Here is a 15,731-nt window from a genome sequence, read left to right on the forward strand (position 1 = left end):
AAATTATTCTCGCTAACGACAATGTTCGGCAAGGCCGGGCCGCAGGCTGCGGCCGATGCTGGGGCCGTGGACAAGACCCGCTATCAGGGCACCCTGATCGCGCGCGGTCTGACCAAGACCTACAGCACCCGACGGGTGGTGAACGGTGTTTCGCTGGTCGTGCGGCGTGGCGAGGCTGTCGGCCTGCTCGGGCCGAACGGCGCCGGCAAGACGACCTGCTTTTATATGATCACGGGTCTCGTGCCGGTCGACGAAGGCACCATCGAGATCGACGGCAACGACGTGACGACGATGCCGATGTATCGCCGCTCGCGCCTGGGCGTTGGCTACCTCCCGCAGGAAGCGTCGATTTTCCGCGGCCTGACGGTCGAAGAGAATATCCGCGCTGTACTGGAAGTGCATGTGAAGGACAAAGCGGCGCGCGAGAAGAAGCTCGACGAGCTGCTTGACGAGTTCCACATCCGCAAGCTCCGCAAGAGTGCTGCGGTATCGCTGTCGGGTGGTGAACGCCGCCGCCTGGAAATCGCGCGCGCCCTAGCCACCGATCCGACCTTCATGCTTCTCGACGAGCCTTTCGCGGGTGTCGACCCTATTTCGGTCGCCGACATTCAGAACCTGGTGCATCACCTGACGGCACGCGGCATCGGTGTTCTGATCACCGATCACAATGTCCGCGAGACGCTCGGCCTGATCGACCGCGCCTATATCATCCATGCGGGCGAAGTGCTGACCCATGGTCGGGCGAATGACATCGTCAACAACCCCGAAGTGCGCAGGCTTTATCTCGGCGACAACTTCAGTCTCTGACGGGCAGCGGATCCGACGGAAATTCACCTTCCTGTCATCTACCGCTTGACCAAATTCAATAAAAAAGCAATTTTTGGGCCAACTTGGATTTCCGTGGCCTGAGCCCGTTATAGGATGCGGTTTCCTGGAGGAATTAACGGGAGTTTCGCGTCCATCATGGCACTGTCGGCCAATCTTTACCTGCGCCAGAGCCAATCACTGGTGATGACACCGCAACTGATGCAATCCATCCAGTTGCTGCAGATGACGCACTTCGAGCTCAATCAGTTCATCGCGCAGGAAGTCGAGAAGAACCCGCTGCTGGAATTTCCGTCAGGTGATGCCGAAACGGGCAGCGAGCGCGGCGCCGACGAGGACGATGGTTACGCGCGCCAGACGGAAGACGCGAAATCCGACGACGATTACGACAGCGGCACGGAAGTCATGTCCGGCGACTGGTCCGATCGCTCCGACGGCGCCGGCGCCAATCGCATGAACGATGAGCTGGACGCCAACTACGCCAACGTCTTTCCCGATGACGGCGTGCCGCCGCGGGCCGATGCGCCGGAGCTGATCAGCCAGTGGAAGTCGATGCCCGGAGGCGGCGAGGGGGCCGAGGCCTATGACCTTGATGATTTCGTTGCCGGGCAGGTGTCGCTTCGCGACTACCTCACGCAGCAGCTGCCTTTCGTCCTGCCCGACGTTGCCGATAGCCTGATCGCACAAAACCTTGTCGACCAACTCGACGAGGCTGGCTACCTGCACGCCGACCTTGGCGAGGTGGCGGAGCGCCTCGGCGCCGATCCGGCGGACATGGAGCGGGTGCTTTCGGCACTGCAGACCCTTGATCCGCCCGGCGTCTTTGCCCGCAATCTTGCGGAATGTCTTGCCATCCAGCTGCGCCAGAAGGATCGCTACGATCCGGCAATGCAGGCACTGGTCGGCAACCTGGAACTGCTTGCGCGGCGCGATTTCGCGACACTGAAGCGCCTTTGCGGTGTCGACGAGGAAGATCTTCTCGATATGCTCGGCGAGATCCGCCAGCTCAACCCGAAGCCCGGCAGCGGCTTCGAGGCGGGGATTTCGGAAGCGATCATGCCCGATGTGGTCGTCAGGGCCGCGTCCGATGGAAGCTGGCTTGTCGAACTCAATCCGGACACGCTGCCGCGCGTGCTCGTCAATCAGTCTTACTTCGCCAACGTGGCAAAGAATGGCGAGGATCACTCCTTCCTGTCGGAGTGCCTGCAGAATGCCAACTGGTTGACGCGCAGCCTCGATCAGCGCGCCAAGACGATCATGAAGGTGGCGACCGAGATCGTGCGCCAACAGGATGCATTTCTGATGCACGGCGTCGATCACCTGCGCCCGCTCAACCTGAAGACCGTGGCCGACGCCATCAAGATGCATGAATCCACCGTCAGCCGCGTCACCTCGAACAAGTACATGCTGACGCCGCGCGGGCTGTTCGAGCTCAAGTACTTCTTCACCGTCTCCATCGGCGCCGTGGAGGGTGGCGACAGCCATTCCGCGGAGGCGGTGCGTCACAAGATCCGGACTCTCATCATGCAGGAGAGCCCCGAGGCCGTGCTGTCGGATGACGATATCGTGGATATCCTCAAGAAGTCGGGCATCGAGCTTGCTCGTCGCACGGTTGCGAAGTATCGTGAGGCCATGAACATTGCTTCGTCCGTGCAGCGCCGGCGGGAGAAGCGGGCCTTGGCGAAAGTCGCCGGCTTTTGAGTTCGGTCACATGTGACCTGTGCGTGTATTCCCGCGTGAAATAGACTGCCTGTTGACTTTTTGGTAACTTCTGGCTAGAAGCCGCCGAAATCGGCGCTGTGGATAGCGTCGGAGGTTATCCCCATCATCCTCAGGGCGCACGCAGCCGAGAACTTCGGTCGATCTTGCTTGGGATCGCGCGAAGTGCTTGGATGCGGATGAGCCTTGGCGTAAACTGGTACTCGCAAACCACATAAGAAGGGAAACTCCATGAGTGTGCGTGTATCCGGTAAACATATGGAAATTGGTGACTCGTTCCGTCAGCGGATCGAGGACCAAATTGGTGTGGCCGTCACGAAATACTTCGACGGAGGGTATTCTAGTCAGGTCATCGTGCAGAAGGCCAACGCCCGCTTTTCCGCCGATTGCAAGGTTCATCTCGACAGCGGCGTGGTTTTGCACGCAGCCGGAGAAGCGATGGATCCGCAGTTGGCCTTCGATGCCGCTTCCGCACGTATTGAGAAGCGACTTCGCCGCTACAAGCGCAAGCTGAAGGATCATCACGCCGGGAATCATCTGAATGGTTTTGCCGAAGTCGCCTACACCGTCATGGACGGTATGCCGGATCACGACGATGAAATTCCCGACGATTTCGCGCCGGCCATCGTCGCAGAAAGTACCAAGCAGTTGAAGACCATGTCTGTTGCGACCGCCGTGATGGCGCTCGATATGACGGACGAACCGTTGCTGGTGTTCCGCAGCCCCGGCAAAGAACAATTGAACATCGTTTACCGTCGGCAAGACGGCAACATTGGCTGGATAGACGCAGCCAACATCAAAAGCTGAGATGAAAGCGAGGAGCGGCGGAACCCGCCGCTCCTCCGAGTCTTGGCGCAGAAGGAAGAAGAAATGGCATTGGCAGATTTGCTGCAGCAAAATGCGATCATTCCCGCCCTCAGGGTAAGTTCCAAGAAACAGCTCCTCCAGGAATTGGCGTCCAAGGCGTCCAAGGTCACCGGGCTGTCCGAGCGGGAAATTTTCGACGTCGTTCTGCAACGTGAGCGCCTTGGTTCCACCGGCGTAGGCAACGGCATCGCCATTCCCCACGGCAAGCTCGCAAGCATCCATTCCATTGTCGGCATCTTTGCGCGCCTCGACCAGCCGGTCGATTTCGAAGCGTTGGACGATCAGCCGGTCGATCTCGTGTTTCTGCTCCTGGCGCCTGAAGGGGCCGGTGCGGACCACCTCAAGGCTCTGTCGCGCATCGCGCGCGTGCTGCGTGATCACGATCTCGTCGCCAAGCTGCGCGCGACGGATTCGGCTTCGGCGATCTATGCATTCCTGAACGAAGAGCAGACCTCGAACGCGGCCTGATTTCGATAGAACTAATTAAAAAGAGGCGCCTGATTGCTCAGGCGCCTCTTTTTTCGTTTAGAGCCGTGCCTTGGCTCAGAACTCTTCCCAGCTGTCCTGGGCAAGGGCTGCCGAGCCACGCGACTGTGCGACGGCGCGGCGCGGCGCCGGTGCCGGCGCGACCGGGCGATATGCCGGCGCAGCCGGTGCGCGCATCTGCTGCGCGGTCGAACGCAGGGCTGCGGCATTGCTGGAGCCGCCGACGCGGAAGCGCGTGACGAGCTGCTGCAGCGTCTGGGCTTCGTCGTTCAGCGCCACGCTGGCGGCTGTCGTCTCTTCGACCATTGCCGCATTCTGCTGGGTCACCTGGTCCATCTGGTTCATGGCCTGGTTGACTTCCTTCAGGCCGATCGCCTGTTCGCTGGCCGATGCCGAAATCTCGCGGATCAGGTTGTTGATACCCATCACCTGTTCGGAGATCTTGTGCAGCGTATCGCCTGCGCGGCCGACGAGATCGACGCCTTCCTTGACCTGGACGGCCGAGGTGTTGATGAGCGTCTTGATCTCCTTGGCGGCGTTTGCGGAGCGCTGGGCCAGTTCGCGGACTTCCTGAGCGACGACGGCAAAGCCCTTGCCGGCTTCACCGGCGCGCGCGGCTTCGACGCCGGCGTTGAGCGCCAGCAGGTTCGTCTGGAAGGCGATCTCGTCGATCACGCCGATGATGCGCGACACTTCCGTCGACGACTGCTCGATACCATGCATCGAGGCGATCGCCTTGCGGACGACTTCGCCGGACTTTTCAGCGTCGGCGCAGGCGTGGTTGACGTTGTCGGCTGCCGTGCGGGCGTTCTCGGCGCTGGAGTTGACCTGTGCCGTGAGCTCGTTGAGCGCGGCGGCGGTTTCCTCCAGGCTGGCGGCCTGCTGTTCGGTGCGCTTGGCGAGATCGGAAGCGCTGCCGCTGATTTCGCTCGTACCGGAACCGATGTTCACGACACTCAGGTTCATCGTCTTGATGGTTTCTTCCAGGCTCTCGAGCGCGGCATTGAAGTCCTGCTTCAGCTTGCCGTACTCGCCCGGGAAGTCGTCGGTGATGCGGTGGCCGAGGTTGCCCTGGGACAGCTCCGACAGGCCCGCACCGACGATCGAGACGATATGGCGCTGCAACGTGACCGACTGCTGGCGTTCGGACTCCGAACGGCCGCGTTCGGCTTCGGCGGCATCACGCTGGCTGTTGGCCTCGGCTTCGAGGCGCTGGGTATCGGCCAGTGCGAAGCGGAAGCCTTCCAGCGCCTTGGCGACGGAACCGATTTCGTCGGCACGATCCTGGCCGGCGACGGCCTGTTCGTAGCTACCGTCGCTAAGCGCCTTCACGCTGGCGACAAGGCCGCTGAGCGGACGCTGTACGAACGAGCGAACCGCTGCATAGAGAGCGATCATGACGGCGATCAGGACGAGGATACCGGCGATGACCATCATCAGCGTCTGGTCCTGGACCGGTGCGTTGATGGCGCTGTGCGGAACGTCGACGAGGATCACCCAGCTGGTGTTTACGTCAGGCAGGGCGAACGGATAGACCACGCGGTCGAAGGGCTCGAAGCCGTCGAACGTCAGGTCCTTGACGACAGCAGGCTGCAGCGAGGTCAGCGCGCTCTTGACCGCATCGAGACCGACGCCGTCGTATGGCTTCATGGACAGCTCAGCCTTCGGCGCGACGATCCAATCGGCGCTCTGCGAAAGCAGCGTCACGCGACCGTTGCCGAAGGGGTGCAGGGACGAAAGCTTGTCCCGCAGCGACTTGAGCGAGATGTCGACGCCGCTGACGCCGATCAGCTTGCCACCCGACATGACCGGGTAGGCGATCGAGGTCATGGCCGTGTTTTCGCCGGTGGTGGTTTCGGCGTAAGGCGGCGACAGCGCGCCCTTCTTGCTTGCCGCAGCCAGCGCGTACCAGCCGGCCTTGTAGTCGGAATCGAAGGTAGAGAAGGTGAAGCCACCATCCTTCTTCTTCGTCCAGTAGGGGTTGAAGGTTCCATCCTTGGACGAGCCGAAATCGACCTTGCCTGCCATCGTGGGCGACTGGCCGTCGAAGGCGTTCGGCTCTTCGGCAAACCAGCTGCCGAATGCGAACTGGTTATGCTCGACGTTTGCCTTGAGCATATCGACGACCGATTTGCGGTCGAGATACTTGCCTTCTTGGCCACGGCTGATTGTGCCGGCCATCGAGCGGGCTGCGCCTGCGAGTTCGCCGACGGAGGAGGCAACTTCATTCGCGATCGACTTCGCCTCGAGGTTGGCCTGATCCATCGTGAGCGTCTGAACGCGGCTGCGCGTCTCACCGATCAGGAAAAAGTTCGAAACGAGGAGGACGAATGCGATGGAAATGCCGGTAATGAGGATAAGTTTGGCCGCAAGCGATTTCATGCGAAAGATAAACATGGGTTCCTCGGGGGAAGGATGTGTCGGATAATGCATTCATCGACACAGACACGAAGGCGTGGCCCCTTCATGGGGCAGCCATTACGAATGCCCGATCCTCGGAGGAAGGTCTGGCGATCAATCGGAAGATCGCCAGAAATCTCTTAAATTTGAATGAAATGCCGTCAAATTTCAGTGGCGACTGGCAGGCGGCATTCAAAATGTCGCAGGCTAGAAGCCGTTAGAGCGCTTTTGCGACATCGCCGCTAAGCGGGATCGACGGCTGAGCTCCCTGCTTCAGGCAGGCAAGCGAACCGGCAACCGCTGCCCGGCGAAGCGCAGCCTCGAATTCCAGTCCTTCGTCCAGGCTCGCGGCAAAGTAGCCGCAGAAGGTATCGCCGGCGCCGACGGTGTCGACCGGCTCGATTTTCAGGCCTTTGGCGCGTGACAGGTGGCCGTCGCGGATGGCGATGACGCCGTCCGCCCCGAGCGTGACGATCAGCGTCTGGCCAGTTTCGCCATTCAGGCGCTTCAGGGCCGCCTCTCTTTCGTCCGCGCTCATGTTCTCCTGGCCGGCCAGTCGTTCGAACTCCGTCTCGTTGGCGATGACGATATCCGCGAGCCGGCCGAGGCGCGCCGCGTCGTCGATCAGCGGCGCGAGGTTGAGAACCGATCGGACGCCTTTCGCCCTGGCCGCAGCGAGCGCCCGCTCGACCGCCGCAACCGGAACCTCCAGCTGCAGCATCAGGATATCGCCGTCGCTCATCGCGCCGACAGCTCTGTCGGCGTCGTCAGCCGTCACGGTGCCGTTCGCGCCCGGCACGACCGCGATCATGTTCTCGCCGTCGCCGCCGACGAGGATCAGGGCCGTCCCCGTGGGTTCATCGACTGTCTTGACGGTTTCAAGCTCAGTGCCTGCATCCTTCAACAGCGCGAGCGCCGGGACCGCGAAGCTGTCCTTGCCGACCGCGCCGGCCATGCGGACACCGCATCCCGCGCGGCGAGCGGCGAGCGCCTGGTTGGCGCCCTTGCCGCCTGCGGCCGTCGAGAAGCCATTTCCCGCGACCGTCTCGCCGGGCTTCGGCAGCCGTTCGGTGGTGGCAATGAGGTCCATGTTGATGGAGCCGAAAACTGTGATCATGAAGGTGTCCCGTCCGATGCTTCTTTGGCGGCGACACTGCCCGAAGGGCTCACTCGTCGTCAACTACCCTGAGCTTGAGGAGCCCGGTGCGGCTTTCGACGGATTTCGTCGCCGTGTCGCTGTCGCGATCGGGTTTGCCGCCGTCGCCGCCCTCGAATTCCAGCGCCTCGATCTTGGCGCCGCGCTTGTTGAGCTTGTCGGCCGAGGTGACGATCATGTCGACATCCTTCTGCGCCATGGCGAAATGGCCCTGCAGCTTGCGCACCCGCTCATCGAGCCTGCCCAGATCGTCCATCAGATTGGCGACTTCACCCTGGATCACGTGCGCCTGCGCCCGCATGCGCTGATCCTTCAGCACCGCCTGTATGACCTGGATCGACAGCATCAACAGCGATGGCGAGACGATGACGATCCGCGCACGGTGTGCCTTCTGCACGATCGCTTCGAAGTTTTCGTGAATTTCGGCGAAGATCGATTCCGACGGGACAAACATGAATGCCGTGTCCTGCGTCTCGCCCTGGATCAGGTATTTCTCCGAGATATCGCGGATATGCGTTTCCATGTCGCGGCGGAACTGCTGCGCGGCAACTTTCGTCAGGTCGGGACCGCCGGCGTCGCGAATGGCATTCCATGCCTCCAGGGGGAATTTCGCATCGATGACCAGAGGCGGCGCGCCATTCGGCATGCGAATGGTGCAGTCCGGGCGTGATCCATTGGAAAGCGTGTGCTGGAAGGTATAGGCCCCCATCGGCAGGCCGTCCGCGACGATCGTTTCCATGCGCGACTGGCCGAAGGCGCCGCGCGTCTGCTTGTTCGACAAGATGGCCTGCAGACCGACCACGTCCTTGGCCAGCGTCTGGATGTTGTTTTGCGCGGCATCGATAACCGCCAGCCGCTCCTGCAGCCGCTGCAGGTTCTCGTGTGTCGACCTCGTCTGTTCGGTGATCGTCGTGCTGACCCGCTGCGACATTCCGTCCAGGCGCTGGTTGATCGCCTGATTGAGTTCCGCCTGGCGAGAGCCGAACACCTCCGCCATCGTCGACATGCGGCCGTGCATCTCGGCCTGGATCTTTAGAAGCTCGGCCATGCGGGCATCGGCCTCCATGGCGCGCTGGCTCGCTTCGTCAGCCTGCTCCCGCCGCAACTGGCTGCTGCGCATGAGGAAAACGAGCATCAGCACGATCACGGCGGCAATTGCGCCGCCAGCCAGCGCCAGCATGACAGGATTGATCTCTGAGAGGATGGCTGAAAACGAGTCGGGGGTAGCGTTCATGGCGTCAGCATAGCAAACTCGCCAGACTTGGCTAGATCAAAACGTGAACATTGAGCTGGTCCGATGATGGAAATCGTGAACCGAAGCAATCCACTAGTCGAAAATTCGGATGCTTATTTAACGTTTGCGAAACTATATTCGGCAAAAGCTCTGCTCAAATTTCTCTTTCAGCACCAATCATAAAGCAGAGATATCATGAGCAGCCAGCCAGCCGACAACGCCCTCAAGCAACGCCTCGATTTCATCGAGCTGGATGATGGGGCCCGGGCGTCGCTGCGCGAAATGCGCCCGACGATCTCCGATCTGCTCAGCGGTGCCCTCGACAAGTTCTACGGCAAGCTGGCAAAGACGCCGGCCGTCGCCAGCTTCTTCGCTGACAAGGCGCATATGAACCACGCCAAGAAGCGCCAGGAAGATCACTGGGCCAATCTGGCCGGTGGCAATTTCGATGAAGCCTATGTCAAGGGCGTCATGGCCGTCGGCCGCACGCATGCGCGCATCGGCCTCGAGCCGCGCTGGTATATCGGCGGTTATGCCCTGCTGATGAGTGATCTCATCAAGGGTTTGATGGAAAAGCAGTGGCCGTCGATGTTCGCGCGCCAGCAGGGCAAGATCCTTGCGGAAAAGCTCTCCGCCGTGGTCAAGGCCGCCATGCTCGACATGGATTACTCCATCTCCGTCTACCTCGAAACGCTGGAAGAAAAGCGCCTGAAGCTCGAGGAAGAGCGTGCGAAGGCGGAAGCGGACCAGGCACTGGCGCTGACGCATCTTCGTCGCGGCCTCGAGGCTCTGTCGAACGGTGATCTGGAGGCAACGCTGCCGGATCTGCCGGGCAACTTCAAGGACATGGCCGACGACTATAACCGCGCCGTTGCCGCATTGCGCACGTCGTTTGCCTCGGTTCGGGCAACGTCCGGTGAAATCCTGCAGGGAACCGACGCAATCGCCAAGGGATCGGACGATCTCGCCCTGCGTACGGCGCAGCAGGCGGCTGGCGTCGAGCAAAGCTCGGCTGCCCTGCAGCAGCTCTCCGTCAGCGTCGGCCAGACGGCCGCCAATGCCGAGAAGGCATCCGGCGCCGTGCGCGAGACGCAGCAGAAGGCCAAGAACTCCGGCGAACTCGTGACCAGCGCCGTCTCCGCGATGGCCGGTATCGAAAAGTCCTCGACCGAGATCGCCAAGATCATTGGCGTGATCGATGAAATCGCCTTCCAGACGAACCTGCTTGCCCTGAATGCCGGCGTCGAAGCAGCGCGCGCCGGGGAAGCCGGCAAAGGCTTTGCCGTTGTCGCGCAGGAAGTCCGCCAGCTGGCGCAGCGCACCGCCGACGCAGCCAAGGAGATCAAGAACCTGATCTCGGAAAGCTCGACCCAGGTCAACGAGGGCGTTGATATCGTCAGCAGCACCGGCGAGGCGCTGAACGACATGATCACACGCATCGATATCATCAACAGCTTCGTGGCCGATATCGCTGCCGCCGCCCGCGATCAGGCAACCGGTGTCAACGAAGTCAGCGTTGCCATCCGCAACATGGACACCATCACCCAGCAGAACTCCGGCATGGTCGAGCGCACCTCCGCCGAAACCCGCCGCCTGAGAAGCGAGGTGGAAAGCCTTGTCGGTCTGCTGCAGCGTTTCCGCACCGGCGACAGCACTCGTATGGGATCGGCACCCGCTCGCCGGGCCGCCTGATATAAAATGCGGTGAAATTCGGGAGGCAGCGCAAAAAAGCGCCGCCTCCTGCTTCCGGATAATTCCATCGGGCAAAAAGATGGGTTATGGGGAACGCCATGACCATCAAGCCACTCATCATTCTTCCCGACCCGCTGCTCCGTCAGGTTTCCAAGCCGATCGAACGCGTCGACAGCGATCTCCAGCGTCTTGCCGACGACATGCTTGAGACGATGTACGATGCCCCAGGCATCGGCCTTGCCGCGATCCAGATCGGCGTACCGCGCCGCATGCTGGTTATCGATGTCGCGCGCGAAGGCGAAGAGAAGCAGCCGCTCGTTTTCATCAATCCCGAGATCGTCAATTCGTCCGACGAGCGCTCGGTCTACGAAGAGGGTTGCCTCTCGATCCCGGACTACTATGCCGAAGTCGAGCGCCCAGCGACGGTGACCGTCAACTATCTCGATCGCGACGGCAAGGAGCAGACGGTCGAAGCCGACAGCCTCCTCGCCACCTGCCTGCAGCACGAGATCGACCACCTGAACGGCGTGCTCTTCATTGACCACATCTCGCGGCTCAAGCGAGAGATGGTAATCAAGAAGTTCACCAAGGCGGCGAAGTCCACCAAGGCTCTCTGAGCGGCCGGTTGAAAACACCCCATCGGCCATTCTATGATATCAGTGATATCAAATAGGAGGTGCCAATGGGTGATCTTCTGATCCGCAACATCTCGGACGCGATGAAGCGCGATATCGCGCTGCGCGCCGAGAAAAACGGCAACAGCCTTTCCGACGAGGCGAAGAGCCTCTTGCAGAAAGCGATATTCGATACGCCAGGCGCGGACGCGCCGGCTCGGTCGGCATGGGACGCCATGCGCGAAATCCTTGCACCGAAGAACGAGGCGGAAGCACGCGAAGCCGAGGAATACGCGAAAATCATGGACGAGATCGAAGCGGAGCGAAAGAAGAATTTCGGACGCCCGTTCGAAGGTCTCGAATGATTGTTCTGGATACGAACGTCATATCCGAGACGACCAAACCAAAGCCAAGCCTCTTCGTCGAAGCTTGGTTCGCGGCGCAAAGCGTGTCGTATCTCTACCTGACCGACGTGACCATCATGGAGCAATCCTTCGGCGCCGAGCGCTTTTGGCTTCGGTCCGGGTCATTGCGATATAAGAACATGCTCGACGAGTTGTTGGCCGCCTACAGCGGACGTACCCTTGCGCTCGAGCGGCAGATGATAATTGAAATAGGCAAACTCCTCGCCCGCCGGGAATCCGTCGGGCGGCCGATATCGGTGCAGGACGCCATGATCGCCGCGATCTGCCTCGCGCATGGCGCCACGCTTGCCACGCGCAACACAAAAGACTTCGAAGGGCTTGATCTCAAGCTCGTAAACCCGTTTGAAGGCGGCTGATCTTCAAGGTTGGCCTCGAGCCAGGAATTGGCGGCATACAATGTCTCTTCGCATCATCTTCATGGGCACGCCCGAGTTCTCCGTTCCGACGCTGCGCATGCTCGCAGACGCCGGCCACACGATTCTGGCGGTCTATACCCAGCCACCGCGCCCGGGTGGGCGTCGGGGTCTCGATCTGCAGAAATCGCCGGTGCATCAGGCCGCCGAGCTTATGGGCATTCCTGTCTTCACCCCGGTCAACTTCAAGGATCCGGAAGAACGCGAGCGTTTTGCCGCGCACAAGGCCGATGTCGCCGTCGTCGTTGCCTACGGTCTACTCCTGCCCGAAACAGTCCTGAACGGTACCCGTTATGGCTGCTACAACGGTCATGCCTCGCTGCTGCCGCGTTGGCGCGGCGCCGCTCCCATCCAGCGGGCGATCATGGCGGGCGATGACAAGAGCGGCATCATGGTCATGAAGATGGACAAGGGGCTGGATACCGGCGCCGTCGCGCTGACTCGCGAAGTCGAGATCGCTCCGAACATGACGGGCGGCGAACTGCACGACAAGCTCATGCACACCGGCGCCAAGGCCATGGCCGAAGCGATGGTCGAGCTGGAAATGGGCACTCTCACGCTGACGCCCCAGCCGGACGAAGGCGCGCTCTACGCAGCCAAGATCGACAAGGGCGAGACGCGTATCGATTTTTCCAGGGATGCGGCCGCGGTTCACAATCATATCCGCGCACTAGCCCCATTCCCCGGCGCCTGGTTCGAGGTGGCCATCGGTGGCAAGCCGGAGCGCGTGAAGGTGCTCGGCTCCGAGCGGGCGGAAGGGACCGGTGTATCCGGTGAATTGCTGACGGATGATCTCGTGGTCGCCTGCGGCTCAGGCGCCGTTCGGCTGACGAAGCTGCAGAAGGCCGGCGGCAAGCCGTTGCCGGCAGCTGATTTCCTGCGTGGCACGCCGCTGCCGGCAGGCACGAGGCTGTCCTGATGCATCGCTATCGCATGATCGTCGAGTATGACGGCGGGCCCTATGTCGGTTGGCAGCGTCAGGACAATGGCGCCTCTGTCCAGGGGGCGATCGAGAAGGCCATCCTTGCGGCGAGCGGTGAAACCGTCTCGATCCGTGGCGCCGGACGAACCGATTCCGGCGTGCATGCGATGGGGCAGGTGATCCACGCCGACCTCGCCAAATCATGGGCGCCCTTCAAGCTGCAGAATGCGCTGAACGCGCATCTGAGGATGGCGCATGAGCGCGTATCGATCATCGATGTCGAGAGCGTCAGCGAGTTCTTCGATGCGCGCTTTTCCGCGCAGCGTCGCCACTATCTCTATCGGATCATCAGCCGCCGCGCGCCGCTGGCGCTGGAGGCCGGCAAGGCATGGTGGGTTCCAAAGCCCCTGGATCATGAGGCGATGCACGCCGCCGCGCAGACGCTGGTCGGCAATCATGACTTTACGACGTTCCGCTCCGCTCATTGCCAAGCCAACAGCCCCGTGCGCACGCTCGACCGGCTGGACGTCAGCCGCAGCGGCGAACTCATCGAAATCCGTGCCACGGCGCAGAGCTTCCTGCACAACCAGATCCGCTCGTTTGCCGGGACGCTGAAGCTCGCAGGCGAGGGCAAGTGGACGCCCGCTGATGTGCGCGCCGCGCTGGAAGCTCGCGACCGAAAGGCGTGCGGCCCTGTCGCGCCGCCCGACGGGCTCTATTTCATGCAGGTCGATTATCCCGAGGTGATCACCGATCGCCGCAGGGACGCGGAGGCACGCAATGACGACGACGATCTATCATAACCCCGCCTGTGGCACCTCGCGCAACACGCTTGCCATGATCCGCCAATCCGGCGAGGAGCCCGAGGTCATCGAGTACCTGAAGACCCCGCCGACACGCGAACGCTTGGTCGAGCTGGTCGCGGCGATGAATATCCCGGTCCGCGCGCTGCTCCGCCAGAAGGGTACGCCTTATGAGGAGCTCGGACTGGGCGATCCATCGCTCAGCGACGACGAACTGCTGGACGCGATGATCGCGCACCCGATCCTTATCAATCGCCCGATCGTCGTCACGGAAAAGGGCGTCCGGCTTTGCCGGCCATCGGAGGCGGTGCTGGATATCCTGCCGAATGCCACCATCGGCATCTTCACCAAGGAAGACGGCGAAATCGTCCACGGCAAATAGCTGGCAGAGGCTCAGACCGGATAGATGCCGAGGAAGCGCTGAAGATATTCCGAAAGCATCAGCGACGGCACCAGCAGCACCAGCGTCAGGGCGCCGACCATCAGGCCGTTGCCGAAGAAGATCATCCGCAGGATGCGGGCGATCGCAAAGACCTGGGCGAGCATGAAGGCAAGCAGCAGCAGCGAGACGAGGCCGACGAGGCCGGGCAGGAAGAACACCAGCGCCAGCAGCAGCCCGTTGATATAGGCGAGTGGTACACCGAGCCAGTTGACGCTGACGATGACCGGCGCGAAGCGCTCCCCCTTCTTGAAGGCAAGCAGCAGTAATCCCGCAAGGATCAGCGGCACGACCCAGTTGACACCCTCGACAAGCCCAAGGCGGAAGTAGAAGAGCAGACCGACGTCGGTATTCGGCGGCATGGTCTGCAGGAAGGCCTGGCGCCACCAGAGCCACGAGATCCCCATCGGCGGCAGGCACCAGAAGATCGCCCAGAAGGAGCGATTGGCGCCGCGCTCGGACATGTCGAGAAAGCGGAAACCGCGCGGATCCATGCGGATCAGCAGCCAGATCCCGGCCAGATAATATTGTACTTCCCTAAAGCCCGGCATTCGCAAACCAGCGCTCGATGAACGTTTCGTAGATCACCGTCAGCCGCTCGAGATCGGATACGGCGACACGTTCGTCCACCATGTGCATGGTCTGGCCGACAAGGCCGAATTCCACGACGGGGCAGTAGTCCTTGATGAAACGCGCGTCGGAGGTCCCGCCCGTGGTGGAAAGCTTCGGCGACTGGCCCGTCACGCCCTCGATTGCCGAAGAGAGCGAAGCGATCAGCGCATTGTTGCGCGTCAGGAAGACATGGCTTGGACGCTCGGCCCAGACCATGTCGTATTTGAGCGGCGCGCGACCGGGTCTCAGCGCGCCGTCGGCGGCTGCGGCATCGAGGCGGCGCAGGATCTCCTGCTGCACGCTGTCGGCCGTCCAGGTGTCGTTGAATCGGATGTTGAAGCTCGCCATCGCCTTCGCGGGTACGACGTTCGTCGCCGGATTGCCGACGTCGATGGTCGTCACTTCGAGATTGGACGGCTGGAAATTGTCGGTGCCGGTGTCGAATGGCGGGTCCATCAACGCCTGGGTCAGTTGCAGGATGCCGCGCACGGCATTGTCGGCGAGATGCGGATAGGCGGCATGTCCCTGCACACCGTGCACGGTGATCTTGCCAGACACCGAGCCGCGACGGCCGATCTTGATCATGTCGCCGAGCTTGTCGGGATTGGTCGGCTCGCCAACGAGGCAGGCATCCCAGCGCTCGCCGCGCTCGGCGGCCCACTTGAGCAGCTTGATGGTGCCGTTGACTGCAGGACCTTCCTCGTCACCGGTGATCAGGAACGAAATGGAGCCTTTGGGCGCGCCGTGCTTTTCGATGTGGCGCGCGACCGCCGCAACAAAGCAGGCAACGCCACCCTTCATGTCGACAGCACCGCGGCCGAACAGTTCGCCACCAGCGATCTCGGCGGCAAAGGGAGGATGGGTCCAGGCGGCTTCGTCGCCAACCGGAACCACGTCCGTATGCCCGGCAAACATCAGGTGCGGTCCGTCATTGCCGAGCCGGGCGTAAAGGTTTTCGATATCGGGGGTTCCCGCCTCCGTTTCCGTCACCTTGTCGACCTTAAAGCCGAGCGGCGACAGCATCGCGTCGAGCGCCGAAAGCGCGCCGCCTTCGGCTGGCGTGACGGACGGGCAGCGAATCAGGGTCTGCAGATTGGCGACGGGATCGGTAGCGGTCATGGCAG

16 protein-coding genes are annotated in these 15,731 nt (G+C 61.7%); 11 read left to right on the forward strand and 5 right to left on the reverse strand.

Going from position 1 to position 15,731, the window contains the following annotated elements; all coding sequences use genetic code 11:
• Positions 1 to 21: 21 nt before the first annotated feature.
• The 4 genes from lptB (at position 22) to ptsN (ending at position 3,879) form a co-directional block, all read left to right on the forward strand.
• Positions 22 to 807, forward strand: coding sequence for an LPS export ABC transporter ATP-binding protein (gene lptB, locus A6U87_RS00545; RefSeq protein ID WP_065689305.1), 786 nt, complete (start codon positions 22 to 24; stop codon positions 805 to 807).
• A gap of 156 nt (positions 808 to 963) precedes the next feature.
• Positions 964 to 2,526 (forward strand): RNA polymerase factor sigma-54, encoded by a 1,563-nt coding sequence (rpoN, locus tag A6U87_RS00550; RefSeq protein ID WP_065689306.1) that lies wholly within the window; start codon positions 964 to 966, stop codon positions 2,524 to 2,526.
• A 249-nt stretch (positions 2,527 to 2,775) separates the two neighbouring features.
• The gene (raiA, locus tag A6U87_RS00555; protein WP_065689307.1) at positions 2,776 to 3,351 is read left to right on the forward strand and encodes a ribosome-associated translation inhibitor RaiA; all 576 of its coding nucleotides are present in this window, start codon (positions 2,776 to 2,778) and stop codon (positions 3,349 to 3,351) included.
• Positions 3,352 to 3,414: 63 nt separating this feature from the next.
• Positions 3,415 to 3,879 carry a PTS IIA-like nitrogen regulatory protein PtsN gene (gene ptsN, locus A6U87_RS00560; RefSeq protein ID WP_065689308.1) on the forward strand — a complete coding sequence of 155 codons (465 nt, stop codon included), beginning with the start codon at positions 3,415 to 3,417 and terminating at the stop codon, positions 3,877 to 3,879.
• Positions 3,880 to 3,954: 75 nt separating this feature from the next.
• On the opposite strand, the gene A6U87_RS00565 is transcribed toward ptsN, so the two are convergent.
• From A6U87_RS00565 to A6U87_RS00575, 3 genes are all read right to left on the reverse strand, one after another.
• Positions 3,955 to 6,294 (reverse strand): methyl-accepting chemotaxis protein, encoded by a 2,340-nt coding sequence (locus tag A6U87_RS00565; protein WP_065689309.1) that lies wholly within the window; start codon positions 6,292 to 6,294, stop codon positions 3,955 to 3,957.
• A 220-nt stretch (positions 6,295 to 6,514) separates the two neighbouring features.
• Entirely contained in the window at positions 6,515 to 7,414 is a 900-nt protein-coding gene (locus A6U87_RS00570; RefSeq protein ID WP_065689310.1) for a ribokinase, read from the reverse strand.
• A 49-nt stretch (positions 7,415 to 7,463) separates the two neighbouring features.
• Positions 7,464 to 8,687 carry a DNA recombination protein RmuC gene (locus A6U87_RS00575; RefSeq protein WP_065689311.1) on the reverse strand — a complete coding sequence of 408 codons (1,224 nt, stop codon included), beginning with the start codon at positions 8,685 to 8,687 and terminating at the stop codon, positions 7,464 to 7,466.
• A gap of 195 nt (positions 8,688 to 8,882) precedes the next feature.
• On the opposite strand from A6U87_RS00575, the gene A6U87_RS00580 reads away from it, so the two are divergent.
• The 7 genes from A6U87_RS00580 (at position 8,883) to arsC (ending at position 13,938) form a co-directional block, all read left to right on the forward strand.
• Entirely contained in the window at positions 8,883 to 10,379 is a 1,497-nt protein-coding gene (locus A6U87_RS00580) for a globin-coupled sensor protein (protein WP_065689312.1), read from the forward strand.
• Between the two features lie 98 nt (positions 10,380 to 10,477).
• Entirely contained in the window at positions 10,478 to 10,996 is a 519-nt protein-coding gene (gene def / locus A6U87_RS00585; protein ID WP_065690186.1) for a peptide deformylase, read from the forward strand.
• A 65-nt stretch (positions 10,997 to 11,061) separates the two neighbouring features.
• Entirely contained in the window at positions 11,062 to 11,358 is a 297-nt protein-coding gene (locus tag A6U87_RS00590; RefSeq protein ID WP_065689313.1) for a plasmid stabilization protein, read from the forward strand.
• A complete protein-coding gene (locus A6U87_RS00595; protein ID WP_065689314.1) occupies positions 11,355 to 11,774 on the forward strand; it encodes a type II toxin-antitoxin system VapC family toxin in 420 nt (139 codons plus the stop codon). Before A6U87_RS00590 ends, A6U87_RS00595 begins: the two co-directional genes overlap by 4 nt.
• Positions 11,775 to 11,814: 40 nt before the next feature.
• Positions 11,815 to 12,750 carry a methionyl-tRNA formyltransferase gene (gene fmt, locus A6U87_RS00600; protein ID WP_065689315.1) on the forward strand — a complete coding sequence of 312 codons (936 nt, stop codon included), beginning with the start codon at positions 11,815 to 11,817 and terminating at the stop codon, positions 12,748 to 12,750.
• On the forward strand, positions 12,750 to 13,556 hold the full coding sequence (gene truA, locus A6U87_RS00605) for a tRNA pseudouridine(38-40) synthase TruA (RefSeq protein WP_065689316.1): 807 nt from the start codon (positions 12,750 to 12,752) through the stop codon (positions 13,554 to 13,556). The genes fmt and truA overlap by 1 nt, the downstream gene beginning before the upstream one ends.
• Positions 13,534 to 13,938 (forward strand): arsenate reductase (glutaredoxin), encoded by a 405-nt coding sequence (arsC, locus tag A6U87_RS00610; protein WP_065689317.1) that lies wholly within the window; start codon positions 13,534 to 13,536, stop codon positions 13,936 to 13,938. Before truA ends, arsC begins: the two co-directional genes overlap by 23 nt.
• Positions 13,939 to 13,949: 11 nt before the next feature.
• On the opposite strand, the gene A6U87_RS00615 is transcribed toward arsC, so the two are convergent.
• Both A6U87_RS00615 and dapE read right to left on the reverse strand, forming a co-directional pair.
• A complete protein-coding gene (locus A6U87_RS00615) occupies positions 13,950 to 14,546 on the reverse strand; it encodes a hypothetical protein (protein ID WP_065689318.1) in 597 nt (198 codons plus the stop codon).
• Positions 14,533 to 15,726 (reverse strand): succinyl-diaminopimelate desuccinylase, encoded by a 1,194-nt coding sequence (gene dapE / locus A6U87_RS00620; RefSeq protein ID WP_065689319.1) that lies wholly within the window; start codon positions 15,724 to 15,726, stop codon positions 14,533 to 14,535. Before dapE ends, A6U87_RS00615 begins: the two co-directional genes overlap by 14 nt.
• Positions 15,727 to 15,731 lie beyond the last annotated feature (5 nt).

The organism is Rhizobium sp. AC44/96 (assembly GCF_001692185.1).
Taxonomy (GTDB): Bacteria; Pseudomonadota; Alphaproteobacteria; order Rhizobiales; family Rhizobiaceae; genus Rhizobium.